Source organism: Gemmatimonadaceae bacterium (assembly GCA_040882285.1).
Classification (GTDB): Bacteria; Gemmatimonadota; Gemmatimonadetes; order Gemmatimonadales; family Gemmatimonadaceae; genus JACDCY01.
Map to the genome: position 1 here is coordinate 166,936 of JBBEBQ010000010.1, position 24,756 is coordinate 191,691.

At 67.5% G+C, this 24,756-nt stretch carries 17 protein-coding genes and 1 tRNA gene; 10 read left to right on the plus strand and 8 right to left on the minus strand.

Annotated features, from left to right (window positions below; all coding sequences use genetic code 11):
- Window position 1: 1 nt before the first annotated feature.
- On the minus strand, window positions 2–2,353 hold the full coding sequence (locus WEA80_06365; GenBank protein MEX1186195.1) for a heavy metal translocating P-type ATPase: 2,352 nt from the start codon (window positions 2,351–2,353) through the stop codon (window positions 2–4).
- Window positions 2,350–2,715, minus strand: a complete 366-nt coding sequence (locus tag WEA80_06370) for a cupredoxin domain-containing protein (GenBank protein MEX1186196.1) — start codon at window positions 2,713–2,715, stop codon at window positions 2,350–2,352. Before WEA80_06370 ends, WEA80_06365 begins: the two co-directional genes overlap by 4 nt.
- Window positions 2,716–2,879: 164 nt before the next feature.
- On the opposite strand from WEA80_06370, the gene WEA80_06375 reads away from it, so the two are divergent.
- From WEA80_06375 to WEA80_06400, 6 genes are all read left to right on the plus strand, one after another.
- Window positions 2,880–3,185 carry a hypothetical protein gene (locus WEA80_06375; GenBank protein MEX1186197.1) on the plus strand — a complete coding sequence of 102 codons (306 nt, stop codon included), beginning with the start codon at window positions 2,880–2,882 and terminating at the stop codon, window positions 3,183–3,185.
- Between the two features lie 221 nt (window positions 3,186–3,406).
- A complete protein-coding gene (locus WEA80_06380; protein MEX1186198.1) occupies window positions 3,407–4,735 on the plus strand; it encodes a M28 family peptidase in 1,329 nt (442 codons plus the stop codon).
- 118 nt (window positions 4,736–4,853) lie between these two features.
- On the plus strand, window positions 4,854–6,080 hold the full coding sequence (locus tag WEA80_06385) for a caspase family protein (GenBank protein ID MEX1186199.1): 1,227 nt from the start codon (window positions 4,854–4,856) through the stop codon (window positions 6,078–6,080).
- 11 nt (window positions 6,081–6,091) lie between these two features.
- Window positions 6,092–9,559 (plus strand): hypothetical protein, encoded by a 3,468-nt coding sequence (locus WEA80_06390; protein ID MEX1186200.1) that lies wholly within the window; start codon window positions 6,092–6,094, stop codon window positions 9,557–9,559.
- Between the two features lie 59 nt (window positions 9,560–9,618).
- Complete coding sequence (locus WEA80_06395; GenBank protein ID MEX1186201.1) at window positions 9,619–11,040, plus strand: caspase family protein; 1,422 nt, start codon at window positions 9,619–9,621, stop codon at window positions 11,038–11,040.
- 8 nt (window positions 11,041–11,048) lie between these two features.
- Window positions 11,049–13,049, plus strand: coding sequence for a caspase family protein (locus tag WEA80_06400; protein ID MEX1186202.1), 2,001 nt, complete (start codon window positions 11,049–11,051; stop codon window positions 13,047–13,049).
- Between the two features lie 6 nt (window positions 13,050–13,055).
- Here WEA80_06400 and WEA80_06405 read toward each other — a convergent pair whose 3' ends face one another.
- The gene (locus WEA80_06405) at window positions 13,056–13,733 is read right to left on the minus strand and encodes a hypothetical protein (protein ID MEX1186203.1); all 678 of its coding nucleotides are present in this window, start codon (window positions 13,731–13,733) and stop codon (window positions 13,056–13,058) included.
- Window positions 13,726–14,343 carry a sigma-70 family RNA polymerase sigma factor gene (locus tag WEA80_06410; GenBank protein MEX1186204.1) on the minus strand — a complete coding sequence of 206 codons (618 nt, stop codon included), beginning with the start codon at window positions 14,341–14,343 and terminating at the stop codon, window positions 13,726–13,728. The genes WEA80_06405 and WEA80_06410 overlap by 8 nt, the downstream gene beginning before the upstream one ends.
- A gap of 197 nt (window positions 14,344–14,540) precedes the next feature.
- On the opposite strand from WEA80_06410, the gene WEA80_06415 reads away from it, so the two are divergent.
- Together WEA80_06415 and WEA80_06420 are read left to right on the plus strand one after the other, a co-directional pair.
- Window positions 14,541–15,410, plus strand: a complete 870-nt coding sequence (locus WEA80_06415; GenBank protein ID MEX1186205.1) for a hypothetical protein — start codon at window positions 14,541–14,543, stop codon at window positions 15,408–15,410.
- Window positions 15,411–15,453: 43 nt separating this feature from the next.
- Entirely contained in the window at window positions 15,454–16,209 is a 756-nt protein-coding gene (locus WEA80_06420) for a hypothetical protein (protein MEX1186206.1), read from the plus strand.
- Between the two features lie 66 nt (window positions 16,210–16,275).
- Here WEA80_06420 and WEA80_06425 read toward each other — a convergent pair whose 3' ends face one another.
- Window positions 16,276–19,866 (minus strand): carboxypeptidase-like regulatory domain-containing protein, encoded by a 3,591-nt coding sequence (locus WEA80_06425; GenBank protein MEX1186207.1) that lies wholly within the window; start codon window positions 19,864–19,866, stop codon window positions 16,276–16,278.
- 329 nt (window positions 19,867–20,195) lie between these two features.
- On the opposite strand from WEA80_06425, the gene WEA80_06430 reads away from it, so the two are divergent.
- Window positions 20,196–20,840, plus strand: coding sequence for a class I SAM-dependent methyltransferase (locus WEA80_06430; GenBank protein ID MEX1186208.1), 645 nt, complete (start codon window positions 20,196–20,198; stop codon window positions 20,838–20,840).
- A gap of 48 nt (window positions 20,841–20,888) precedes the next feature.
- On the opposite strand, the gene WEA80_06435 is transcribed toward WEA80_06430, so the two are convergent.
- Window positions 20,889–20,961 (minus strand) — tRNA-Phe (locus WEA80_06435).
- A gap of 54 nt (window positions 20,962–21,015) precedes the next feature.
- On the minus strand, window positions 21,016–22,371 hold the full coding sequence (locus WEA80_06440; protein MEX1186209.1) for an amidohydrolase family protein: 1,356 nt from the start codon (window positions 22,369–22,371) through the stop codon (window positions 21,016–21,018).
- A gap of 224 nt (window positions 22,372–22,595) precedes the next feature.
- On the opposite strand from WEA80_06440, the gene WEA80_06445 reads away from it, so the two are divergent.
- The gene (locus WEA80_06445; protein MEX1186210.1) at window positions 22,596–23,801 is read left to right on the plus strand and encodes a hypothetical protein; all 1,206 of its coding nucleotides are present in this window, start codon (window positions 22,596–22,598) and stop codon (window positions 23,799–23,801) included.
- Window positions 23,802–23,872: 71 nt separating this feature from the next.
- Here the strand turns inward: WEA80_06445 and WEA80_06450 are convergent, their stop codons facing one another.
- Window positions 23,873–24,598, minus strand: coding sequence for a zinc-dependent metalloprotease (locus tag WEA80_06450; GenBank protein MEX1186211.1), 726 nt, complete (start codon window positions 24,596–24,598; stop codon window positions 23,873–23,875).
- Window positions 24,599–24,756 lie beyond the last annotated feature (158 nt).

Consider the following 24,756-nt stretch of genomic DNA (forward strand, 5'->3'; position numbering starts at 1 on the left):
GTCATCCCGCCGCGCGGAAGCCGCGCAGCCGCAGGCTGTTGGTCACTACGCTGACCGAGCTGAACGCCATCGCCAGGCTGGCGAGAATCGGACTGAGCAGCAGTCCGAGCACCGGATACAGCGCGCCCGCCGCGATCGGGATTCCGATGACGTTGTATATGAACGCCCAGAACAGGTTCTGCTTCATCGTCCGCATCGTCCGCCGCGACAGGCGGACAGCCTGCACCACGCTTCCCAGGTCGCCGCGCATCAGCACCACGTCGGCGGCCTCGGCCGCGATGTCGGTCCCGGTGCCGATGGCCATTCCGATGTCTGCCTGTGCGAGCGCGGGCGCGTCGTTGATCCCGTCACCCACCATGGCGACGACCTGGCCTTCGCTCTGCAGGCGCTTGATCTCCTCCACCTTTCCCTTGGGGAGCACGCCGGCGACCACGCGACTGATGCCTGCCTCCCGCGCGATTGCGCTCGCGGTTTTCTCGTTGTCGCCGGTGAGAAGAACAACGTCGAGTCCCAGTCGTTGCAGTCGCGCGATCGCGTCACGCGACGTGCTTCGGATCGGATCCGCGATCGCGAGCAGTCCCGCGAGCTTCCCGTCCGCGGCCACGTACACCGCCGTCTTCGCTTCCGCGGACAGCCGATCCGCGTCGGAACGCAGCGACGATGCGTCCGCGCCGGCGTCGGACACCATGGCCTCGTTCCCAGCCGCGACTCTCACGCCATCGACGACGCCGGACAGACCCTTGCCCGTAACGGTGGAGAACGATTCCACGCCGGCACGCGCGATACCGCGGCTCTCCGCGTAGCGCACGACCGCGTCCGCGAGCGGATGCTCGCTGGATCCTTCGAGCGACGCGACCAGATGGAGCAGACGGGTCTCGTCCTGCACGGGACCGCCCGGAGCCAGAACCATGTCCGTCACCGTCGGCTTCCCTTCCGTCACGGTGCCAGTCTTGTCCATCGCGATCACCGTGAGATCCCCGGCGCGCTGCAGCGCCTCCCCGCCCTTGATCAGCACGCCCATCTCCGCGCCCTTGCCGGTCGAGACCATTACCGCCGTCGGCACCGCCAGTCCCATCGCGCACGGGCAGGCGATGATGAGCACCGCGACGGCCGCAGCGAACGCGCGCACCGCCGGCGCCGTGTCCGCCGTGACGAACCATGCGACGAATGTCACGATGGCGATCGAGATCACCACCGGCACGAAGATCCCGCTGATCCTGTCCGCCAAGCGCTGGATCGGCGCGCGCGATCCCTGCGCGTCGCGCATGAGCTTCACTATCTGCGCCAGCACGCTGTCGGCGCCGAGCGTCGTCGCGCGGTATCGCACCGATCCCGTGAGGTTGACCGTGCCGCCGATCATCCGGTCGCCGGTCTTCTTCGCAACCGCGAGCGATTCTCCGGTGAGCATCGACTCGTCCACCGCGCTCTCCCCCGACAGCACCTCGCCGTCGACGGGCACCCGCTCACCGGGCCGGAGCACGATAGTCTCGTCGTGCTGCACGCTCTCGACCGGAACGTCGACCTCCGCGCCGTCGCGCAGCACTCGCGCCGTCTTCGGCCGCAGGCTCGCGAGCCCGCGCAGCGCGGCGGCGGTCTGCTTCTTGGCGCGCGATTCGAGCGCGTTGCCCGCGAGGATGAGCGCGATGATGATTATCACCGCCTCGTAGTAGACGTCGGGCGGGATCCCGCGACTCACGAAGAAGCCGGGCCTCAGCGTCGCCAGGAGCGAGTACAGAAACGCCGCGCCCGTGCCGACGGCGATCAGTGTGTTCATGTCCGCGGCGTGGTGGCGGAAAGCCGTCCATGCGCGGGTGTAGAAGTGGCGCCCCGCCCACAACATCACGGCCGCGGTCAGCAGGAGCAGGCCGTAGGACAGCGCTTGCGCCGGAATCCCGTACAGCCACGGCGCGACCGACTGCAGCCACGGCGTGAGCGACGTCATGGTCCAGCGCATGAACGGATCGGCCGTGGGTCCGTGCGCCTGGTTCGCTGCGTCCGCCATGAGCGGCATCGACAGCGCCATCGCGATCACGCCCGCGATCCCGCTCACGATCGCCTTGCGCCGGAGATCGAGAAACTCTTCCGTCTGCGCCCGGTCTCGCGCTTCCTGCTCGTCGAACGCGGACAGATCCGGCGCCGCCAGCTCGGCGCCGTATCCGGTCTCCCGCACCGCCTCGACCAACCGCTCGGGGCTGGTCTCGGCGGGATCGTACGTGATGGTGGCGTTCCCCATCATGAGATTGACCGCGGCGTCCTCGACGCCGGGCTGCTTCTGCAGGGTGGACTGCACGCGCGACTGGCACGCGGCGCAGGTCATTCCCGTTACCGGGATCCGGACCTTGGTGTGCGTCATTCTTCCGCTATCAGCGTCCCGCGTAGCATCGCCATGCCGCACATGAACTCGTACCGGCCCGGCTTCGGCGGCGTGATTTCGATCGTCGTTTTTTCGCCCGTCGGGAGAAACTTCCGGACGCCGAAATCCGGGAATACGACCTCTTCCGAGCAGCTCGAATCGTCCTTGCGATCGAACACGATCCTGAGCGGAACGCCGGCCCGTGCGCGGATCGTCGCGGGTGAGTAGCCGTTGTCCACCGTTATCACGACCTCGGATCCCCGGACGGTCGCCGCGGCTCGGCCCGCCACAAAGAAGTACCAGTTGACCCACACGATTCCGGCGAGCCCCGCCGCCATCACGAGCAATTCGGTCGTCGACATGCCGCGGCAATCTATATACCCCGTCCCCCTATATCAACCCGCCCGCCGCCCGCCGAGCCCTCAGGGGTTGCCCTACGCATGATGCGCGAAGACCTGCTTGCGCGGCTTCCGGAAAGGGTCCACCGTCAATGTGGCGACTTTCACCTTCTTTTCCGGAGGTATCCATGAGGCTCGATCCTCGCGCCCTCGGGTTGGCCGGCAGCACGGTCGCCGGCCTGGTCATTCTCCTCTGCGCGCTCGTCGTAGCCGTCACGCCCGCGGGGAGCACCTTCGGCGGCGTGGCAATGCACCGCGGAGTGAGCGGGATGAGCGGGATGGGCGGCGCGGCTGGAATGGGGTACTCGATGGCCTGGGGCGGCTTCCTCGTTTGGCTCGTCGTCTGGGTCGTCGGCACCGGCCTGGCACTCGCCGCCCTGGCCGCGCTGTACAACCGGTTCCTGGGCAGCGGTGCGGCAGGAGGGCGCGCCTAACCGCTCGACTCCAGATTCAGCTGTGGGCCACCCCACGCTGAGCCACTAGGAGAGAACGCCGGCCTTGGGAGAGAACGGCCGGCCTTTCGCGGATTTGATCTCCAGCGGGCCGGACTTTTCTTGCCAACCTTTCGCCAAATTTGAGGCGACGTCGAGAAAGTCCACCGTTTTTTTGGAGGTCAATGGTATCACGCGCGACTGTCATACCTCTGGTAGCCGCTTTGCTGACGCTGCCCGCCCTCGCCGGCGCGCAGACGGCCACGCCGAATCCGCCCTCATTCGAGGACCCGCGCATCCACGCCATCGTGGCCGCGGCGTCGTCGGAGCGCATCGAGCGGGACATCCGCGCGCTCGTCGGCTTCGGCACCAGGCACACCATGTCCGACACGCTGTCCCCGACGCGCGGAATCGGTGCCGCGCGCCGGTGGATCTTCGACGAGTTCCGTCGGATCTCCGACGCGTGCGGCGGATGTCTCGAGGTGCGCTACATCTCCGACGTCGTGAAGGGCGACTCCATGCCCCGCATCCCGCGGGACGTGAACGTGGTCAACGTCGTCGCCATCCAGCGGGGGCGCTCGGACCCGAACCGGTACGTCCTGCTGAGCGGAGACATCGATTCGCGCGTCACCAATGCGCTGAACGACACTTCCGACTCGCCCGGCGCTAACGACAACGCCAGCGGCATCGCCGCCATCCTCGAAGCGGCGCGGCTGCTCACTCGCTACCAGCCCGACGCGTCCATCGTCTACGCCGGCCTGTCCGGTGAGGAGCAGGGGTTGTTCGGCGGGGGCATCGTCGCGCGCGCGGCGAAGGCCGAAGGCTGGAATCTCGACGCTGTCATCAACAACGACATGGTCGGGAACATCAGCGGGATCGACGGCGTCATCGAGAATACCGCGGCGCGGGTGTTCGCGCCCGGCCTTCCGCCGACCACCACGGCCGCGGAACTGCGACGGATCCTGACGACCGGAGGCGAGCTCGACACGCCGTCGCGCCAGCTCGCGCGCTACATCGACAGGGTCGCCGACACGTACTTCCCCAATCTCGACGTCGAGATCATCTACCGGCTCGACCGGTACGGCCGCGGGGGGCACCACACCCCCTTCTATAATGAAGGCTACCCGGCGGTCCGGCTCATGGAAACGCACGAGGACTACACGCGCCAGCACCAGGACCTCCGTACCGAGAACGGCGTCGCCTACGGCGACGTGATCGAAAACGTGAACTTCGAGTACGCCGCCGCGATGACCGCGCTCGATGCGGCGACGCTCATCTCGCTGGCCTGGGCTCCCCCGGCTCCGGACTCGGTTTCGATTCGCGGCGCTGTGCAGCCTTCGCCCACGCTCCGCTGGAAGGCCGTCGATGCGCCGGACCTGCTCGGCTACAGGATCTATTGGAGAAAGCCGAGCGAAGTGAACTGGACGCGGTCGCGGTTCGTGGGCAACGTCACGGAGTACACGCTCGAGAACGTCATCATCGACAACTATTTCTTCGGGGTCGCGGCAGTCGACCGCGAGGGCCACGAGAGCATGGTGGCGTTCCCGCGATGACATCGCGCGCCGCCGCCGTAATGAGTGGTCAGGGACCTTTCGTTACGCCTGTTTACTTTCGCCTTCGGGTACCGTAAGGTTGAAGCTCCCCGGTTGGATTGAAAGCAACTCCATGCAAATGAAAATGACCCTCCGTGCGCTCGCGCTCACGGCGCTGTCGTGCGCTTTGTTCGCTGGCGGCAGAGCGTCCGCGCAGGCCGGCATCGACAAAGACAAGATTCCCGCGCCCGCGACCGAGGCCAAGGCCGAGCCCGGCAAGGCGTCGGCGCCTGGCGTCCGCATTCTGTTCGTCGAGACCAGGAAGACCACGCGAGGCGAGACCGCCGAGATCTGCGTCGCCGCCGAGGACCGCGGCGGCGGGATCGGCAAGGTCGAGCTGGCGGTGGATGGAGCCAAGCTTCCGGCCCGCGCGCGCGCCGTAGTGGAAGAGACCGGCGCGGAGTGCCCGGCCAACTCCTGGGTCTTCGAGACCGATCTCATCCCTGGAGCCAACAATTTCGAAGCGGTCGCCTACACTGCGGCCGGAGCCGCGTCGGAGCCCGCGCGCGAGACCGTCCACGGAACGAGTCCACTGGCGGGCAGCACGCTGCACATCCTCACCATCGGCATCGATACCTACCGCGACGACGCGCCCGCACTTTCCTTCGCGCGCAATGACGCGCGGGCGTTCGCCGATTCCCTGCGGCGGCAGGCCTCGCCGCTCTTTGACAGCGTTCGGGTCGACTCGCTGTTCGACGCCGCCGCGACCAAGGACGCGATCGAAGCCAAGTTCCTGATGCTGGCGGACAGCGTCGGATCGAACGACACGTTCGTCTTCTTCTACGCGGGACACGGCGCGCTGGCGAAGCGCGGCCAATCCCAGACCGAGAGCTTCTTCCTCACGTCCGTCGAGGTCACCGACCTGCGCGACTGGAAGCTGCTCGCGAGCAAGGGCATTCACGCCGGCGAGCTGCTGATCTGGCTCAGCGGAATCGCGTCGTCCTCGAAGCTCCTCGTGTTCGACGCATGCAACTCCGGATCGATGGGCAACTTCCTCGTTGGGAAAGAGGCGGTGGGGCAGAGCCTGTTCAGAACGCTGAGCATGGAAGCGGAGGCCGGAATCCTGGCGGCGACGCAACCTTCGGGCGCCGCGAAGGAGTCGGCGCTCCTCGGTCGTGGCCTCTTCACCGCCGCGCTGTTGCAGCACGAGCCGGAGCCCGGCGATCGCCCGGCCGTACGGAAGATCGATGATCTCGCGAGCGCCGCGCGGCGGGTTCTTCCCGTCTTGTCGAAGCAGTACGGCGTCGTCGATCAGGAGCCGTGGATGCGGATACCGCCGCAGGATTTCCCGCTCATCGTCAGGTAGCCGCGCCTCCCATGCCCGCCATCCGCTCGCTCGCGCTCGCGTTCTCTCTGGCCGCGCCGCTGCTTCCCGCCGTCTCCGCGGCGCAGGACTCGGGCACGTCCAGCGGCCCGAGTTACGGAACGCACGCCCGGCGCGCGCCGGCGCGCGCCATCACGGTCGGAGCCACACACGAAGCGGCGCTGACCGCGAGCGATCCCATCTTCCCGGACGATTCGTATTTCCAGGTGTGGCGTTTCTCGGCGCGCGCGGGACAGGACCTCGCCGTCGCGCTCGAGTCGCGGGACTTCGACGCGGTCGCGATGCTCGTGGACGCGCGCGGTGAATCGCAGCAGCCGTTGCAGATGGAGCTGGCCGACAGCGCCAGGACCGCGCGCTTCGCGATACGGATCCCGGCGGACGGCGACTACCTCATCGTCGCGAACACGCTGCTGGCGAGACGAACCGGAGGCTACCGGATCTCGCTCTCGACGCTTGCGGAAGCGTGCGTTGCCGGCGGGCCCTGCGCCGTGGAAGGCGCCGCCCCCGGCGACCTGACGCCGATCAGCCGCATCGACGTGGCCGCCGCGCGGTCCATCGCCGTGGGCGATTCCATTCCGGCCGAGCTCACGCGCGCGGATTCGCGCCTGCGTGACAGCAGCTTCTTCGACGCCTGGCGCTTCGAGGGCGGCGAAGGCGAGCGGATCGTGATCGACCACGGCTCGCCGGACTTCGACACGTATCTGATCCTCGCCCGCCAAACCGGGAGCGGACCGGAGTCCATTCGCGAGAACGACGACGCGCCGTACACGCGCGACTCGCAGCTCGCGGTCGAGCTGCCCGCGACGGGAACGTACGTGATCGTCGCGACGAGCCTGCGCCCCGACACGGTCGGTCGCTACACGCTGCGCCTGCGGTCGCTGGCCGCCGCGTGCGCCGCGGGCGGACCGTGCGAGCCTACCGCAGGTCCGGGTCAAAGGCGCGCTCTCTTCGCTTCCGTTCCGTCGGCGCGCAGGGCTCCCCTCGCGCTCGGCGACACGGTGTCGGCGCGGCTCGGTCGCGGCGACGCGATGCTCGGCGACGGCACCTTCTTTGACGCGTACAGTTTCACGGGCGCGGCCGGCGACGAAGTCGCGATCCTGCTCTCGTCGACGGCGCCCGACATCGGCCGCATGGACCCGTTCCTTCATCTCCTGCGGCTGGACAGCGACACGATCGTCGTGGTGAAGTCGGACGACGACGGCGGCGCCGGCAACAACTCGATGGTCACCGCGCGGCTGCCCGATACCGGTGAGTACATCGTCCTGGCGAATGGTCTCACCGTGGCGGACACTGGGAGCTACGCGCTGTCATTCATGCGGCTCTCGGACGCGTGCGCTTCGCTCCGGGTTTGCGAGGTCGGCGCGGAAATCCCGCAGGCGTCGGCCGAGGCCACCGTCCTCGCCGCGCCCGCGACGCGGATCGCGTTGGGCGATACGGTCGCCGGCAAGCTCGAGAGCGAGAGCTTGACGCTGCCGGATGGAAAGCCGTTCCAAGCATGGCGCTACACGGCCAGGGCCGGTGAGCGCGTCGTGATCACCAACCGCTCCGGCGACTTCGACGCGTATCTGCAGCTGTACCATTTCGGCGATGGTACACTGCGCGAGATCGAGCGCGATGACGACGGCGGCGGAAGCCTCGACGCACAGCTCTCCGTCGAGCTCGCCGAAGCCGGCGACTATCTGATCGTCGCGGGAAGCTTTTCGACCAGCGCCACCGGCGACTATCGTCTTTCCCTCGAAGACATGCGCGCCGCCTGCGCCGCGGGTGGGCCATGCGCCGTGGGCGAGACTTCGGCGGGGCGCGACAGGCTGCTCCCCGCTCTCGCCGCCACGTTCGCGCCTTTCCCCGCCGGCGACACCGTCAGCGCCGAGCTGCCGTTGTCTGCCCCGCAGATGCCGGGCAGAGGCCGCTTCCAGTCGTACCGCTTCGAGGGCCGCGCTGGCGAGCGCATCGTCATCAACATGAATGCGGAGCAATTCGATCCGTATCTCGATCTGGCGCTGGTCCGCGGCAGCTCGCTCAGCGTCATCGGCAGCGACGATGACGGCGGAGAAGGAGTCAACGCCAGGCTCGTGGCCACGCTGCCCGAGAACGGCACGTATCTGCTGGTGGCGTCGGCGCTGAGTGCCGACAGCGCGCGCGGCGCCGGCGCGTACACGCTGAGCCGCGGCCCGTGCGACGACGCCTGCGCCGCGGACGACGGCACGCCCGTGGTCCGGTCGCCCCGCCTGCCGGGACTCGTGTTGCGCGCGGAGCGGCGCGCGATGCCGCGGAGCGGAGTCGTGGCGGACTCGCTCACCACCGCCGACGCGCGCCGGAACGGCGCCGCGTTCCATGCGTTCTCATTCGAGGGTGCCGCCGGGCAGACGTTGCGCGCATCGCTCCAGTCCGTGGAATTCGATCCGTATCTGGTCGTGCTGCGAGTCGAGGGAGACTCGCTCCGCCAGGTCCAGACCGACGACGACGGCGGCGAGGGCACCAATTCGCTCGTCGAATGGCAGGTCGACCGCGCTGGTACGTACGTCGTGGTAGCCACCTCGTATTCGGGGTCGTCGAGGGGGTCGTACATCCTCCATGTCGCGCAGGGCCCCGAGTCCGAGAGCGCCGCATTCGCGAGCACCGTCGCCGCCGCCGGCGTGCGCGCGCAGCTTGGCCTCGCGCTGGTCGCGCCGCATCGATCCCTGCCGCCGGGTACGGCCGTCGCCGGGGAATTCGTCGAGCGGACGCCGCGGCTCCCCGGCAAGGGCCGCTTCCAATCGTATCGCTTCACCGGCCGCGCGAGCGAGCGCGTGGTGATCACGATGGTGTCGCGCGACACGGACCCGTACGTGTACCTCGCGTCGCTGGACGGAAACGCGGTGAGGATCGTCGACACCGATGACGATGGCGGGGACGGAGTCAATGCCCGCCTGGTGGCCACGCTGCCGGCCGCGGGCGAGTATCTGGTGGTCGCCACGGCATACGCCCCGAGCGACACCGCGAGCGTCGCCAGGTACACGATCATGCTCGCTCCCTGCGACGACGCATGCGCCGCGGAGACCGGTGAAGAAAGCTCCGGCACGTCCAACCAAGCGACGTCGCGGCTGATACTTGCCGCTCCGCGGCGAGCGATCCAGTCCGGCGTCCCGGTCCGGAGCGCGCTCGCGGACGGCGATTCGACGTTGTCCGACGGCTCCTATTTCCATGCCTACCAGCTCGATGCGGCGGCGGGCTCGGTGCTGCGCGCCTCGATGGAGTCATCGGCCTTCGATACGTTCCTGTACCTGTATCGCGTCGAGGGAGACTCGCTCATGCGTGTCACCTACGACGACGACAGCGGCGAGGACACGAACTCGCTCATCGAATGGACAGTGGATACGACCGGGAGCTACATCCTGGTCGCCAACGCTCTCGCTCGCGATTCGCGCGGCGAGTACACGCTCACCGTGTCGCAGCCGCCCGCGCGCGAGCGAACGCATTGACGCGGCACAGACATTCATCGCGCAATATCTCAACCACCCCGAACCAACAAGGCCCCCACATGTCCGTCTCAATTCTGCGGTCTCCAGCCCTCACCCTGCTCACCGGCCTCGTGCTCGCCTGCGGCACCAGTGACGCGAAGGATCCGGTCTCGAAGCAAGCGTTGCTCGCGGGTGTCAGCACCGCGGCCAAGTCCTCGCCCACGTCGCTGACTCTGGGGCAGGCGGTCACCGGATCGCTCGACGCGACCGACCCGAAGCTCCCGGACAGCAGCCACTTCGACCAGTGGACGTACGATGGGAGGCAGGGTGAGCGGATTCAGATCACGCTCGAATCGTCCGCATTCGACGCGTATCTGATTCTGGCGCAGCAGGCCGGCGCGAGCATGGAATCGGTAGCCGAAGACGACGACGGCGCCGGCGACAGGAATGCGCGTATCACCGCCGAGCTACCGGCCGACGGCACGTACCTGATACTGGCGAACAGCTACGGCGAAGGCGCCACCGGCGCCTACACGCTGCGCGTGGATCGCGGCAGCGCGGCGAACACCGCCGCGCAGCGCCCGGCCGCCATCGATTACGCCGCGCGCTATCCCGGCGGCGGCGATCCGAACGGCCGGTACGCCATGATGGTAGGCATCGACGACTACCAGGGCATCGCCAACAATCTGGACGGGCCGGTCGCCGACGCGCGACTCATGGGCCGGATCCTCGTGGAGCGCTACGGCTTCGCGCCGGCGAACGTGATCTACCTCACCGATCGCGAGGCGACGCGGGAGCACTTGGCGGAAGCGTTCCTGCGGCACCTCGGGCAGGCGGGACCGGAAGGCGTGGCCGTCTTCTATTACTCCGGTCACGGAATGCAGATGGAGGAGAATCTCGCTCTCACCGGGACTCTCGACCCCGAGCCTGACGATGTGGATGAAGCGCTCGTCATGTGGGGCGCCGATGGCCGCGGCGGCATACTGCTCGACGACGAGCTGGGCTTTCTCGCCAACCGGCTCCGCACCGACAGAGTGCTCGTGATCATGGACGCGTGCTTCTCCGGAACGGGCACGAGGGGCGCCGCGGGCGGCCAGGCCAAGGAAGTGAAGTTCAGCGACGTGCAGGGCAACCTTACGATCCCGACGTCGTTCCTGACGGACAACGCGCCGGCGGGCTCGACCGTGAGCAAGTCCGGCAACGTGTCCGACCTGCTGGGTGAGCCGGAGCGGCATCTGCTGCTCGCCGCGTCGTCGGACGATCAGCTGTCGTGGACCGCGTCCGGCTGGCCGAAGTACGGCGGCACGATCAGCGTGTTCACGTACTACCTCGCGGAAGCGATGGAGGCGTCGCCGGACAACGCGACTTTCTCGTCGCTGATGCAGGGCGTTCGCGGAAAGACCCTGGCATACACGCAGTCGAACTACAACGCACGGCAGACGCCGCAGCCCGAAGGACGGCAGAGCGGCATGTCCATCCGGGAGTTCCTGCGGCAGAGGTAAGAACACCGTTGAAGAAAAGGATCTTCGCGCTCGCCGGTGTCGCCCTCGCGGCGACGCTCACCGGCTTCGCCGGCACCGGCGAGCGCGCGCCGCAGCGGGCGCCGCGGCATCTGTCGCTGCTGATCGGCGCCGGCAACTACAAGTACGCCAGCGAATGGAAGGACCTCAAGAACCTGAAGGGCCCCCGCACCGACGTGCGGCGGATGCAGCACACGCTGCGCCGCTGGGGCTTCCGTGATGACGCGGCCAGCCAGCGCGTGCTCGTGGATCAGCAGGCGTCCAAGGCGGGCATAACGGCGGCGTTTCGCTGGCTCGCGTCGCGGGCGACCGACAGCAGCGACGTCGTCGTGATCTACTACTCGGGACACGGGTCGTGGGCCCCCGACCAGGACATCGACGCGATTCGAACGAAAGACGAGTCGCGCAGAGTTCCCGGCGACAACTACGACGAGGCGCTCGTGCCGTGGGACGCGCGGGACCCGCACAACCCGCGGCACCTCCTGCTCGACGACGAGATCAACGCGTTTCTCCGCGCGCTCGGCACGGGCAACGTGACGGTGATCGTGGACGCCTGTTTTTCCGGTACCGTTACCCGCGGCTCGCCCGACACCAGCTCGACCGCGCCGGTCGCGCGCGGACCGCGGCCGCCGCCCTTCGAGCGGATCGCCGCCGGCGACCTGCTCGGCGACGGGCGCAACCCGAAACACACCCTGCTCACCGCGGCGTCGTCGTCGGAGCTGGCGTACGAGAAGACGTTCCACCCCGGCGCGGTGGTGTCCGGCGTATTCACTCGGCATCTCGCGCAGGCACTCGACGGCGCGAGCCCCAACACGCGCTTCGACGACTTGCTGCAACAGGTGCGCACGAAAGTTGGACAGGGCCAGACGCCGCAGCTCGAGGGCGACCGCGGGGCGCGGATCTTCAAGGTAGGCGAGACCGCCGTCGTGCCCGCGCGCGGATATTCCATCGTCGTCGGCGCCGGCGCCGGTCGCGTCGGATTGGACGCGGGCGCGCTGCACGGTGTGCGCAAGGGCACGCTGTACGACGTGTACGGGCCGGGCGAGACCGACTTTCGCGACGGGCGTCTGGCGCAGGTGCGCGTGGACTCGATCTTCGAGGCGTCTTCCTTCGCGAGCATCCTGCCGGGAGCGCGGCCGATACCGCGCGGCGCGCGCGCGACGCTGAGCCGGGTGCCCGCCGGCGCGATGGCGCTCGATCGCCTGCGCCTTTTCGTCAACCCGAATGCCCGGGCGTTGCGCGATTCGCTCGCCCGAGTGCCATGGCTCGAGCTGACGACGCAGCCGGCGCGCGCCATGGCGGAGCTGCGCCGCCGCGGCGACGCGTACCAGGTGATCGTCGAAGGGCACGAGCTTCCGCCGCTGGTCGCCGACATCTCGTCCGGCAGGGCCGCGCCGGTCGGCGCCGATTCGGTCCGCGGCTACATGGGAAATGTTCGTTCGCTGTGCACGCCGCTGCGGCGGGCTTATTCGATCGCCGCGATGAATCTCGTGCGCAACGACCAGCCGCCGTCGAATCTCAAGGTCGAAGTCCGCGTGTTGCCGGCGAGCGCGCGAGCGCCGGCCAGCCGTCCGCGAAGCATGGTCGACACGGTGCACGTCGGGCAGCGATACGGTGTCTGGGTCTGGGTCGAGGTGCCTGACGAAGCAGTCCAACGCTCCGCGCTCTATCTCACGGCGGGAGTCGCCGGCTATGCCGGCGTGCCGGCGGTCGTCTGGCCTCGAGGCCCCGAGCAGACGCGGCTTACCCCGGAGCAGATGAGCCAACCGGTGCTGCTGCGCGAAATCACGCCGTCCCTTCCGGAAGGGATCGAGAACATCAAGGTGGTCGTCAGCTCCGACCCCTACAGCCTCCGTCCGCTCGTGACCGAGCTGCCGCGCTGTCCTGTCGACATCATCCGTGACGCTTCGAGAGGAGGTCCGGACGGCGACGCGGGCGCCGTGACCGGCTGGACGGCCGTCACGCGCAGGATCGAGATCTACTCCCGCTGAGCTGCGTTACGGCGCGAGCCGGCGCAGCGTGACTCCGACCGCGCCGGGCGGCAGCGGTCGAGTTTGATCCTGCGCCGCCACGGGTCGGATCGTGATTGAAGATCGCTCGAGGCCGGCATCCATGAGCCCTTCCACAACACGCTCCGCCAGCCGCGCGGCCCGGAGTGATTCATCGGTGCCCGTGACGTAACGCAGCTCCGCTGTGATCCCCGGCCCGCTGATATCCCACGACACCGAATCGATCGAAGTCGTGCCCGATTCGGTCACGATCGTCTCGTTCGCCAGGGTGTCGAGCGGCGTCGCTCCCTTGGCGCCGGATGGCGGTTGTTCCTCCGGGGGCGGCTCCCGCCACGCTCGCGGAACGAACAGAGCCAGAGCCGCGGCCGCGGCCAGTCCCACCGGCAACAGGAAAGCCCGACGCCGCGTTCGCCGCGCACGCAAGGAAATCACCGGAGCTCCCTGAGCAGCCTCAGCCCGCCGCACGCGAATCTTCTCCGTCAACGAAGCGGACGGCTTGCTCCCGAGGCTCAGTGCCGCCGTCACGCGGCGGATGGCCGCTATCTCCTCCCGGCACTCGGCGCACGATGCGACGTGGGCGGTCACGCGCTCGTCCATCGCTTCTCCGTCGGCATGCGCTTGCAGCTCGGCGGCATCGGGATGCGTCCCGTTCATATCCTCAGCCATTCGGCGCTCTCAACGGAGACACGAGGTACTTGCGAATTGCGACCAGCCAATTCCGCGCGGTTGCTTCGGTCAGGTTCAATTTCTTTCCGATCTCCTCGTAGCCGTAGCCATCGCGGTACAGATCGATGAACTCGGCCCAGCGTTGATGCTTCGGCTCGGCGCTCGAGCGCAGCTCCGCGATCCGCCGCTCGAGCTCGAGCAGCTCGTCCCGATCCACCGAGTCCAGCTCCGCTGCGATCGCGTTCGCCTCATCCTCGAATGAGACGTTGCGCCGCTTCGCCCCCGAGCCCTGCCGTCCCTTCCAGTCTCCGGTCAGCTTCTCGCGCGCGCGGAGCGCGGCGCGAACGGCGACCTGCGCGAGCCACTTTTCCGGCTTCCCTTCTTCCCTGTACTGCCCGGCCGCTTCCATCAACCCTACTAATACATCGCTCGTGACGTCTTCCGTCGCCTCCCGCGGCTCTCGCAGCCAGGAGATCGTTCGCAGCACGTAAAAGACCCGCGTCCACACCAAGTCGCGATAACCCTGATAACATGCCGCCCATGCCGCTTTCCTGACCTCTTCAGATTCGGAGCGCATCTGGAGCAACAGCTGCCCGAGATCGGCGCTCATCTATAGAGATGGATGACGGCGGGGGCGGCGATTGCCATCCGGATCAGCATTCGGGCACTCGATGACAAATCGTGGTCACGCCGTATTCATTGAGTTGCGGGCCGTCGTCCAGCCGTGTTGCGGAATCTGCAGTGCGTTCCCAGTTTACGGCGATGTGCCCCGCCTGCAAGGCGCACCTCCATTTTGCGGATATTTGAATGGCGACGGAAGGGCGGCCCAGGACGCCGGTAAAGACCGCTGCGCTCACTTACGTTCCCACCGTAGGCGCCTTCGTCGCGCTCGCGAACAACATCTTCTCGCTGCTTGGAGCCACGCCCACCTGGCAGCGCCGAATCGTGCTCGGGGTGCTCGCATCGGTCCCGGTCGTTCTCGCGATTACGTGGATTTTCGGCACGCCGAGGACGGGCGACAGCTGGTTCGCGCGCGCGACCCGGACTCGCTCCGGGCGGCTGGCCTTCGCCGCGGTTCCCACAGTGCTTGTCGCGGCGACCCTCATGTGGACCATTGGGCCGCTTGCCGCGGGCGAAACGAAGGTCGAGCCGCGCGTCTCGGTTGCCCAGTTCCGCGACGACAGCCCGCAGAGTGACCACGCATATCTTGCCAGCGGGCTGTCCGAAGAGCTGGCACTGGCTCTGGAGCGCGTGCCGGGGATGGAGGTGCTCGACTCACCCGACTCCGCCGTCGTCCTCATCGAAGGCGCCGTGAGCCGGTGGAAGGACAGCCTGCGCGTCACCGCCAAGCTCCTGCGCAACTCCGACAAGCGGCGCCTCCGAACGGTACGGTACGAGCGCCCGTTCGGCGACGTGTTCGCGCTGCAGGATTCCCTCTCGCGGGACATCGTGCGGGAGCTCCTGCCGCACATTCCGGGCGGTCTGACGAAGGGCGGGATCCGCATGCGGGATCCGCTGCCCGAGGCGTACGACCTGTATCTTCGTGCTCGCTTCGCGCGTGACAGCGAAGGAAATGTGGCCAGGGCAGATTCGCTTTTCCGGGCCGCGCTCGCGGTCGATCCGTCGTTCGCGCGCGCGCGGCAGGATCTCGCGGCACTGGGATCCGGCGCGCGCTGACCTGCTGTTCCGACACAAACTGATACAATCAACGGAGGGTTCGATGCGTTCGATGCTCGATCGGAAGAGCTTGCTGTGTGGGGTGGTGATCGCTGCCGTAGCCGCAGCGTGCGTTCCGCCCGGAGTCAGCACGGTCGTGGGCGGCACGTGCGCGATGTGCGCGGTGTTCGATAAGAAGGCCGAGGTCCCCGCGGCGGCCAAGGCGGTTTCTCCCGGCACCCGCGCGGCGGACGTCGTCGCGCTCGCCGCGAACCTGGCGGATCACGGTTACAGCACCAACTCCCCGCTGTCGCTTTTGACCGCCGCCGAGCTGCTCATGCAGGCTTCCCCGACGGCGCTGAGCGGAAAGCGGGGCATCACGATGCCCGCGGTCACGGCCAAGTCCGGCGCGGCGGTGACGTTCGAGCCGGGGGCGATGATCGCCGCCGCGCGCTCCATGGCGGGTGGCAACACCGGCGTCGCTGCCCTCGCGACGCAGCTCCAGAACCGGCTGGCCAGCGGGCCGAAGGGAGCGGTCGGCGGTCCTCGCTCGACGGTTGATCGCGTTCTCTCCAACTCGACCGACATCTGGGAGATCCGCTTCCGCGGCGGCGAGCGCGGCTCCATCCGCGTGGGCGGCGATGGCGATACGGACCTCGACTGCTACGTCTACAATTCGGCGGGTACGCTCGTCGCCTACGACAACGATCTCACGGATTACTGCATCCTCGACTGGTACCAGGCATCCACGGGCAACATCCGGCTCGAGATCAGGAACCTCGGCGACGTGTACAACGAGTACATCCTCAGCACCAACTGATCGACATTCGCGTCAGGGGCCCGCGCTTCGGGGGTCGAAGCGCGGGCCCTGTTTCACTGCGCGACGCTACTGCACGCGGATGTTGACACCGCCGGGCCCGGGCGGTGCCGCTGCGGGCGCGTCGGTGAAGCGCACCGGATTTCCGAACTGCCACCGGGTGTTCTCGCGATCTTTCATGGGAGTCTCCAGCATCCGCTGAAACATCGGGATGAGCTCGCGCTGCGCCGGCGACACGGCCTCGGCCGCGATCTCCGGCTGCTCCCAGAAAATCTTCCAGTACGCCTTCTGCGCGACGAGCACGCTGTCGAGCTCGGTCTTGCCGGCGCTGCCCTGTCCCGCGGCCAGCAGCTCTCCAATAGCGCGATAAACGGCGCGCACTCTCTCAGAGTACACGGAATCGGCCTGCCGCAGCATCGCGATCTGCGTCGCGCTCAGGAACAGCGAATCGCTCTCGGACAGCAACAGCTTGTGGACACTGGACGTGTTCGACAGGTAGAACGCGGCAATCGAATCGGCGGTCCTCCGCTGCCAGCGGCCGTCCATCCGCACGGGTTCCACCGCGCGGCGAAGCTCCTGCACGTCGAAGTCCACCGAGAGGTTCACGGAGAAATCGATCACGACGCGGAACGGATCGCGCCCGATCGAGCGGCCCGCGCGGTTGCTGCCGAAGCGCGGATTCACGTCGTACCGGAAGCGGTTGGCGGCCGGATCGAAGCCGCGCGGCAGCAGCAATACCGGATCCGCGTAGGACGACCGCGCGAGCACGTTCTGCAGATACACGTTCGGGGATACGCGCCGCCGCCACTTCGGCGGAATCGGCGGCACCCACTGAATGCTCAGCGACTGCGTGCCTGGGCCTCTGCACGAGTTGCGGCCGGGAACCGAGCCTGCATTCTCGCGGAGGCAGTCGCGCGCGCCGGCGGGGCCGTTGGCGGCGAGCGCCGCGATCTGGCTCGCGAGCGCGGCGTCGGGCTCCGTCGCGGGTCTTGGAATGTAGGCTCTGTCACCGCCGCGGCCGTCGCCGTTCACGTCCCCCTGCACGACCGGCGTGAACGGCAAACCCGATTGCGCTCGGCCGAACAGCGTGATCGTCCCCACTTTCGGATTGGAAAAGCCGCCCGTGAGCACGAGCACGTTGCGCGCGTCGCTCGAGTTGGGGGCCCACTCGCGCTCTCGCGGATCACCGAAGCTCGCGCCGTCGAATCCGCGGTACTGCCGCCGCATCCACTGCAGCGTGTAGTTGGCGGACACGTGGAAATTGAACCTGCCCCGCATCTTGAACACGTCGGGCGAGAGACCGAACGTCAGTTGCCCGCCGTATCCGCGCAGGTCGCTCACGCGAGTTGTCACGGAGCCGAACTGATCCGACCTGCGCGATTCGGCTGCCGACACCGACCCGCTGGTCGTGTCTATCGCCGACTGGGTCACGTACACGGGGCGACCGGCTTCGCTCGCCAGCGCGAAGCGCTGCACGCCGGAAAAGTTCGCATCCACCAGTCCCGGCTGCGACAGATCGTACGACGCCAGGCCGCCGACCTTGACCAGCCACTTCTGAAAGATGTTCGTGGACCAGTCGAGCGACGCGCGCCAGCTCCGCGGCACGTCGTACGACGGGTCTATCAGCGTCACGCGCGGCGCGCGCTCTCCCAGCGGACCATTGCCGTCGAGACACTGCGTGGGAATCGATGCGGGGTTCGACTCGAACATCGCCCAATCCGCCAATGGCGTCGCTGCGCCCACGCACGAGAGGTTCGACGTTCCTCCCGGCAGACCCGTCGCGGCCGATGCTTCGGCGAGAATGTCCGGCCGCAGCAGGTCGCGGAACTCTCCGATGCCACCGCGGATCACTCCTGTGTTGTACCTGTAGAACCTGCCGATCTGCGACTGATTGATCCCCGACCCGTTGTCCTTGTCGCGGTTATAGCGGAAAATGAAACCGACGCGGGGGCTGATGTGCACGCGCGCTGGCGCTGCACCCGTCTCGACGCCGAGCGCCTGCTCGAGCGCGGGGTTCTTCGCGGGCGAATCGAAGAAGCCGTCGGCCTCGACGCGCGCGCCGTACAGCACGCTGAGGAACTGCGACTTGGTGTACGAGTGCGCCAGCGCCGCCGCTCCGTTCCACACCTTGCCGGCGCGTGTCGGCTGCGCCAGCGTGCGCGAGAAGCTGCTGGGATCGCCGGCGGCGAAGTCCTCCAGCGAGTTGAAAGTGAAGGTGCCCAACCGGTTGGGAGCACCCGCCTGTTCGAGTCCGTCGGCGCGTCCCCAGAGCAGCGCCTTGAACCGGTGGCGGCGTCCGCCCGCGTTCCAGATCGTCTCGTTCGCGCCTTCGATCGTCCACCGGCTGTCGTCGGCGGAGAAGAACGGCCCCCCGCCGACGCTCAACGCCGCGACGTCGTTGCTGCCGTCCGCGCCGGGCGAGCGCACCATGACGTTCGCTCCCGGGAGTACGCGATACGGCGTAGTCTCGGTGGAGACCTTCCCCGCCGCGATGCGCGTCTCGCTTAGAATGCGACGTCCCGGGCCAACGTATTCGCCCAGTGTGATCTGTCCGCCGATCGTGCGCTCGCGCCTCTCGCCCGCCGCGGACGGAGCGCTGAGCGGGCCGAATCCGAGTGCGCCTTCCCTGACCGATCCTATGTACGTGGTGAGCGCGCGGACTTTGAGCGTGTCGCGTGTATCGTCCAGCCGGCCGAGCCAGGTGAGCGCGTCGCGCTTCCGGCTGCCGGGGATGCCGCTTCCGCTGAGCGAGAGACCGGCGGGATTCGCCAGCGCGATCAGTCGCGCGACGGAATCCGGTGACACTCCCGCGCGCGTCAGCGCTTCGACGTCGGCGTCCAGCAGCGTCGCGGGATCGCTGGAGTTCTGCGCGACTTCGACTGCGACGTTGTACGTGAGCGCGCGGCGGATCAGCTCGCCGTCGGCGCCGAAGCTCGCCTTGAAGCCGCCGCTCTTCGCTCCCAACGCCAACGCCGTCGCATCCGCGAACTGCAGCGCCTGCGGGTCGAGCGTGACGAAGCCGTTGCGGCGCTGGTAGGTCCTGCTTCCCGGTCCGAGCCGAACGTCTATGTTCGCGCCGGCGAAGCCGCCGCGGGTCGGGTCGAACGTCGCGCCGGTGACTCGCGTTTCGGTGCGCGCCGCGCGCGGCACTGACGCCGCGGCCATTCCCATCCCGTTCAGCGTGTTGAGATTGGACTCCGCGCCCGCGCCGAGTATGGATATCCCGCCCGGCGTCTGCGTGACGTTCGACATCGTGCCGGCCAGCGCGTTGAGATCTCCGGCGACCGTCGGCGCGACCTGCCCGGCGACGCCGTCGGCCCAGCGCTCGGACGATCCGGGCTCGAGCTGCGTGGGATTGACGTTGTTGCTCGCACGGACCGGCCGCGTCGCATTGATGCGCACCGCTTCCAGCTCGGCGAGGTTGGACGAGAGCGTGAAATCGGCGACGAGCTCCCGCTCGGTTCCCTGACGCTGCACTCTGCGGCGCGCGGACCGGAGCCCTTCAGCGCTGACCGCGACGAGGTAATCCCCCGTTCCGGTGTCGAACCGGACGCGATAATCGCCCGCGCTGTCCGTTTTCGTTTCCTGCGTGGCGCGATCGGGTCCACGAGTGACCGTGATGGAGGCTCCCACTATCGCCCGGCTAGAGTCGTCGGTCACGCGCCCGCGAATGATGTCCGCTTGAGGATCCTGAGCCGCCGAGGACAAAGGTGTCAGACAAAGCGTGAGCGCCGCTACGACAGTGGCGGGCGTTGCTCTGCGAAATAGAGAGCGAACGTCGGGAAATCGATCGAAATCCATGGCGGTAGCTGCTGAAGAGTGATCGGACTGACCGATTAGACATTCATCGGCCAAAAACGGTTCGCTAACCGTTGCCTACCCGTACGACCCCGTGACAAGGGTGTTTCCTCATCATGGCGTCTGCACCAGTCAGCATAGGTACGTTTCACGCCATGCGGCCCGCACGCACCTCGAGATTGATTTCCGTCGTGCCTAAGTGTCCGCTCTGCCACGCGGCCCGGCCGAGGTCCGTCGAAAGCGGAGACGGCAAGGGTTACTTCGCCTGCCGGGTGTGCAATCTCATCTACCTGACTCCGTCGCAGCGTCTTTCCGCGGCCGGTGAGCGCGCTCGCTACGAGCTCCACAACAACGATCGCGACGACCCGAACTATGTGCTGTTTCTCCGCCGCCTCGCGGATCCACTGGTGGAGCGCTTGCGGCCCGGCGCGCGCGGGCTCGACTTCGGCTGCGGTCCCACGCCTGTGCTGTCGGAGATTCTGACGGCGGCCGGCTTTCCCTGCGCCGCGTATGATCCGTTCTTCGCGCCGGACGAGACCCTGCTCGACAAGCGCTACGATTTCATCACCTGCTCGGAAGTCGTCGAGCACGCGCATGACCCGGCCCGCATGTTCGCGACGCTGCGGCGCATGCTGGCGCCCGACGGCATTCTCGGCGTGATGACGATGTTCCATCCGGGCGAGGACGCATTCGCCGACTGGTGGTATCGGCGCGATCCCACGCATGTCTGCTTCTATGGCGAAGCGACGATGCGCTGGATCGGCGAGCGGCACGGCTGGCAGACGGAATTTCCGCGGCCGAACGTCACGCTCTTCAGCGCCCCGGCCCGGCCATGAACGACAACGGCCCCGCGAAGGGGCCGTTGTCGGATGATTTCATACAGGTGGCCAGGGACGGAATCGAACCGCCGACACGCGGATTTTCAGTCCGCTGCTCTACCAACTGAGCTACCTGGCCCGACGTAAGACAGCCTCGCAAACTACCCGGCGCGAGCGTCTCTTTCAACCGGCTCTATGGGCCGGGCCGGTACCGCCTCGCCATCTCGTCCAGTCCCTGCTGCAGCTCCGCGGCCGGGAGCCAGCGTCCGCGGACCATCACCCCGGATCGCCGCGCCAGGTTCCGCACGTTGGCCAGCGGGTCGGAGTCGAGCAGCACCAGATCGGCGCGGTTCCCCGGCACGACCGACCCGAACTTGCCGTCGAGCCTGAGCTCACGCTCGGCGTAGCGCGCGACGTTGCGCGTGCCGCTCTCCAGAATCTGGAACGGCGTCAGTCCCACCTCCTGCATCACCACAACTTCACGGTGCAGCGCGAACCCCGGCACGTTGAACATCTGCGGCGAGTCCGTCCCCATCAGCAGCAGCGCGCCCGAATCGCCCAGCGCGCGCAACGCCAGCCGCCGCAGCTCGAGGAATCGGTCGATGTCCTCGGTGCGTATGCCCTGCGCCTGCTGCGACTGCGTCATGTTGCGCTTCTGCCGCATCCAACCGCTCACCATCTGCGGCGACGCGTACCGCATCTCGGGCCGCTGCGCCGCTTCTTCCGGCGATTCCGCCGAGTAGAAGCTCTCCCACAGGAACGCAGTCGGCACGTTCCACGTTCCGGCGTCTCGCGTGCGACCCGCCCAGTACCGCACCCGCGCCGGATCAACCGCCGGTACCCACTCGCCGAACGGAACCGGCCCGGCCATCATGCGCGAGCGCAACGGCTCGGGCAGCGACGCCTCCAGGTATCCGTCGAGGTGGTCGATCGTGGACTGCCGCGCCTCCAGCGTGCGCTCCAACCCTACCGCCGCCGATATGTGGCCGGCGAAGGTGATCCCGATCTCGCGCGCGGTCGCGACGAGCACGTCGTACACGGAGCGCAGCAGCCCCGGATGGAGCTTGAGGAAATCGTAACCGGCCGCCTGGTGCTCGCGCACCAACCGCGCGGCCGCTTCCGGCGTGGGCGCGCTCTGCCCGTTGAGCGACGGCGCGCCGACGTACAGCGTAGGCCCGACGATCTCGCCCCGCGCCAGCTGCTCCCGCAGCTCCAATTGCATCGGCGCGCCGAGCATTCCGCGGATCGTCGTGACGCCGTTGGCGACGTATAGGAACATGATGTCCCGCACGAGCTGCTCCGGCGCGTTGCCGCCGGGGACGTGCGCGTGCATTTCTGCGAGTCCCGGGATCAGAAACTTTCCGCGGCCGTCGATGACCGTGTCGCCCGCTCGCGCGCGCACGCGTGACGCGGGCCCGATGGCGGCTATCATTCCGTCGCTGACGAGCACCGTCTGCCCTGGCAGAGCGCCGACGCGGTCCATCGGAATCACCGTCACGTCGACGAAGGCGAAGTCGCCAGGCGTCGCTGGCGTCGTGGGTCCACCCACGCCAACAAACGCAGTCCCGGAGACAGCGACTACTAGTAATAGTAGTCTTGCCACCCACCGATATCGTGCTCGCACGGTCAACCTCCGGTTCTGGCCATACATGGTGGAAACCCCCTACGTAATGAATCGTCGGCCTCATACGCTAATACGCGTATGTGGACGATACCACCCCGCTCCTAGGCTGAAGACGTCGAAAGTCACTCTCTCTTCATCAGGAGCTCAAAATGAGTCGCTCGATCCGTTGGATCCCCTGCGCCATGGCCGTCGCCTTCACGGCGGCGTGTGGCGATTTCGACCCGCCGCCGATCACACCGCCCGTGATGTTCCGCACGTATGTGTCGCTCGGGACCAGCCTGAGCATGGGCTGGATGAATGACGGCGTGTTCGGCGCGACCCAGCAGATGGCATGGCCCAGCCGGCTCGCGGGCGCGGCCACCGCTAATTTCGAATTGCCATTGATCGCCGAGCCCGGCTGCCAGCCGCCCTACGCGTCTCCGCTCGGGAGCTTCAAGCGCGTAGACGGCACATCCATAGCGGCATCGAGCGTGTGCGCGCCGCTCGAAGCAGGCGTCTCGCTCGCAACCACCAATAACTTCGCGATCGAGGGTGCCTACGCGTCGGACGCGCTCACCGCTACTCCCAATGCGCCACGCGCCGGCAAGGGACCGATCACGAGCCGGGTCCTCGAGCCGACCATGTCCCAGGTCACCACCATGCTCGCCCGGAAGCCTACGTTCGTGTCCGTCGAGTTCGGCGGGAACGAGCTGCTCCAGGCGCAGGGCGGCGTGCTGGTAGAAAACGTCACGTACATCCCGTTCGCGGCATTCCAGGAGGCGTACGGCAAGATCATCGACAGCGTGAAGACGACCCGCGCCCGTGCCGTACTGGTAGGCCTCGCGCTGGACATGCGTCAGTTCCCGGCCATCAGAACAGGCCCGGAGATCTGGTCGCAGCGCGCGGCCTTCGCGGGGTTCAACGTGGCGGTAGCCGGCAACTGCGAGACGAGTCCCAACTTCATGTTCATTCGCGGCATCGTCCCGACGGCGATCATTACCGGCGCCGGCCGCGCGGCAGCGGGTCTCGGCCCTGCTACTCTCAGCTGCGCGGATGTCCCCGGCCAGGTGGATTACGTGCTGACGCCCGCCGACATCCAGTTCCTCAATGCATTGGCGGCGCAGATGGATGCGGAGATCCAGTCGCTCGCGCAGCAAAACCGCTACGCCTTCTTCCGTCTGGACGTGCTCTACGCGCAGTCGAAGGATGGGGTTCCGTTCAGCCTGGCGGCGTATCTCGGAAGCGCCACGCCTTACGGCCCTGCGATCAGTCTCGACGGAGTTCATCCGAATTCCGTCGGCCAGACGATCCTCGCGAACGCGGCAATATCCGCGATCAATGCGGCATACAACGTGAGAATGAACCCCGTCAACTGACTTCACGCATGCGGGATATAAAAAAACAGCCGCCCGTTTGGGCGGCTGTTTTTCTTCCGCTGTTGGCTCGGCTAGTCCGTGTTCAGCCCCTTCTCGATCGCGAACAGGATGTGCCGCGTGTGCGCCATCGTCTCCGCGTTCGCGCTCTTCCCGGCGAGCATCCGTTGAATGGAGCGCAGGTTGGCGAGGGCCGCCGACCGCGACGGATAATCGAACGGCGCGTTCGTCGGCGCCGTGATCATCGCGATCAGCCGGTTCACGTACTCCAGCTGCAGGTTCTGCCGGAAGGTGTTCACGTTCCTCCGCGCGTCCGCCGCGAAAACGGCAGCGGTCAGGTCCGACATCACCTCGGCCAGCGGATACTCGTTGCCGTACAAGCGCGAGTCCGTGATGCGGGTGAGCGTGAGCGGGTGCAGCAGGTGGCTCAGCAGCTGGCGCTGGATCGCCAGCGCGCGCGCGTGAATCTTGGGATCCTCCGGCGCGCTGAAGAAGTCGAAGCCCCGCCGCTGCATCGCTAGGTAGTTGTACAGGCCTGACGCGGCGTCGAACGCCGACGGCGCGAATATCTTGCTCGACAGCACCTGCATCGCGCGCTTCTGATCGGCGCGGCTCACCGGCGTGAACGGCCTGGTCGCGCCCGGCTGGCCCACCATCGCGCGGTCCACGTACACGCCCCCGATGTAGCGCGTGACGACGTCGGCCGCGCCCGCCTGCTGCCCGCTCAGGACCAGGTACGCCGACCGCAGCTCGTGATACGACTTGCCTTCCGTCGAGTATCTCGCCGGCAGCCGCCGCATGAGATCGTTAGCCAGATCGCCCGCCTACAGTGGGGAGCCGATTCCGGTTCGTCAAGAACGCCGGCGGACCGACGGATGTCGGCCTTACGGTTGCGGGCGATTGGAGGTTCCATGATGTTGCGCCGATGACTCAGACGCCCAGGCCGACTCGGCAGACC

Bases quoted from the DNA above. Each gene is read 5' to 3' on its own strand.
- WEA80_06365 (MEX1186195.1), bottom strand. From the start codon at position 2,353: ATGACGCACACCAAGGTCCGGATCCCGGTAACGGGAATGACCTGCGCC.
- WEA80_06370 (MEX1186196.1), bottom strand. From the start codon at position 2,715: ATGTCGACGACCGAATTGCTCGTGATGGCGGCGGGGCTCGCCGGAATC.
- WEA80_06375 (MEX1186197.1), top strand. From the start codon at position 2,880: ATGAGGCTCGATCCTCGCGCCCTCGGGTTGGCCGGCAGCACGGTCGCC.
- WEA80_06385 (MEX1186199.1), top strand. From the start codon at position 4,854: ATGAAAATGACCCTCCGTGCGCTCGCGCTCACGGCGCTGTCGTGCGCT.
- WEA80_06390 (MEX1186200.1), top strand. From the start codon at position 6,092: ATGCCCGCCATCCGCTCGCTCGCGCTCGCGTTCTCTCTGGCCGCGCCG.
- WEA80_06395 (MEX1186201.1), top strand. From the start codon at position 9,619: ATGTCCGTCTCAATTCTGCGGTCTCCAGCCCTCACCCTGCTCACCGGC.
- WEA80_06405 (MEX1186203.1), bottom strand. From the start codon at position 13,733: ATGGCTGAGGATATGAACGGGACGCATCCCGATGCCGCCGAGCTGCAA.
- WEA80_06410 (MEX1186204.1), bottom strand. From the start codon at position 14,343: ATGAGCGCCGATCTCGGGCAGCTGTTGCTCCAGATGCGCTCCGAATCT.
- WEA80_06415 (MEX1186205.1), top strand. From the start codon at position 14,541: ATGGCGACGGAAGGGCGGCCCAGGACGCCGGTAAAGACCGCTGCGCTC.
- WEA80_06420 (MEX1186206.1), top strand. From the start codon at position 15,454: ATGCGTTCGATGCTCGATCGGAAGAGCTTGCTGTGTGGGGTGGTGATC.
- WEA80_06445 (MEX1186210.1), top strand. From the start codon at position 22,596: ATGAGTCGCTCGATCCGTTGGATCCCCTGCGCCATGGCCGTCGCCTTC.
- WEA80_06450 (MEX1186211.1), bottom strand. From the start codon at position 24,598: ATGCGGCGGCTGCCGGCGAGATACTCGACGGAAGGCAAGTCGTATCAC.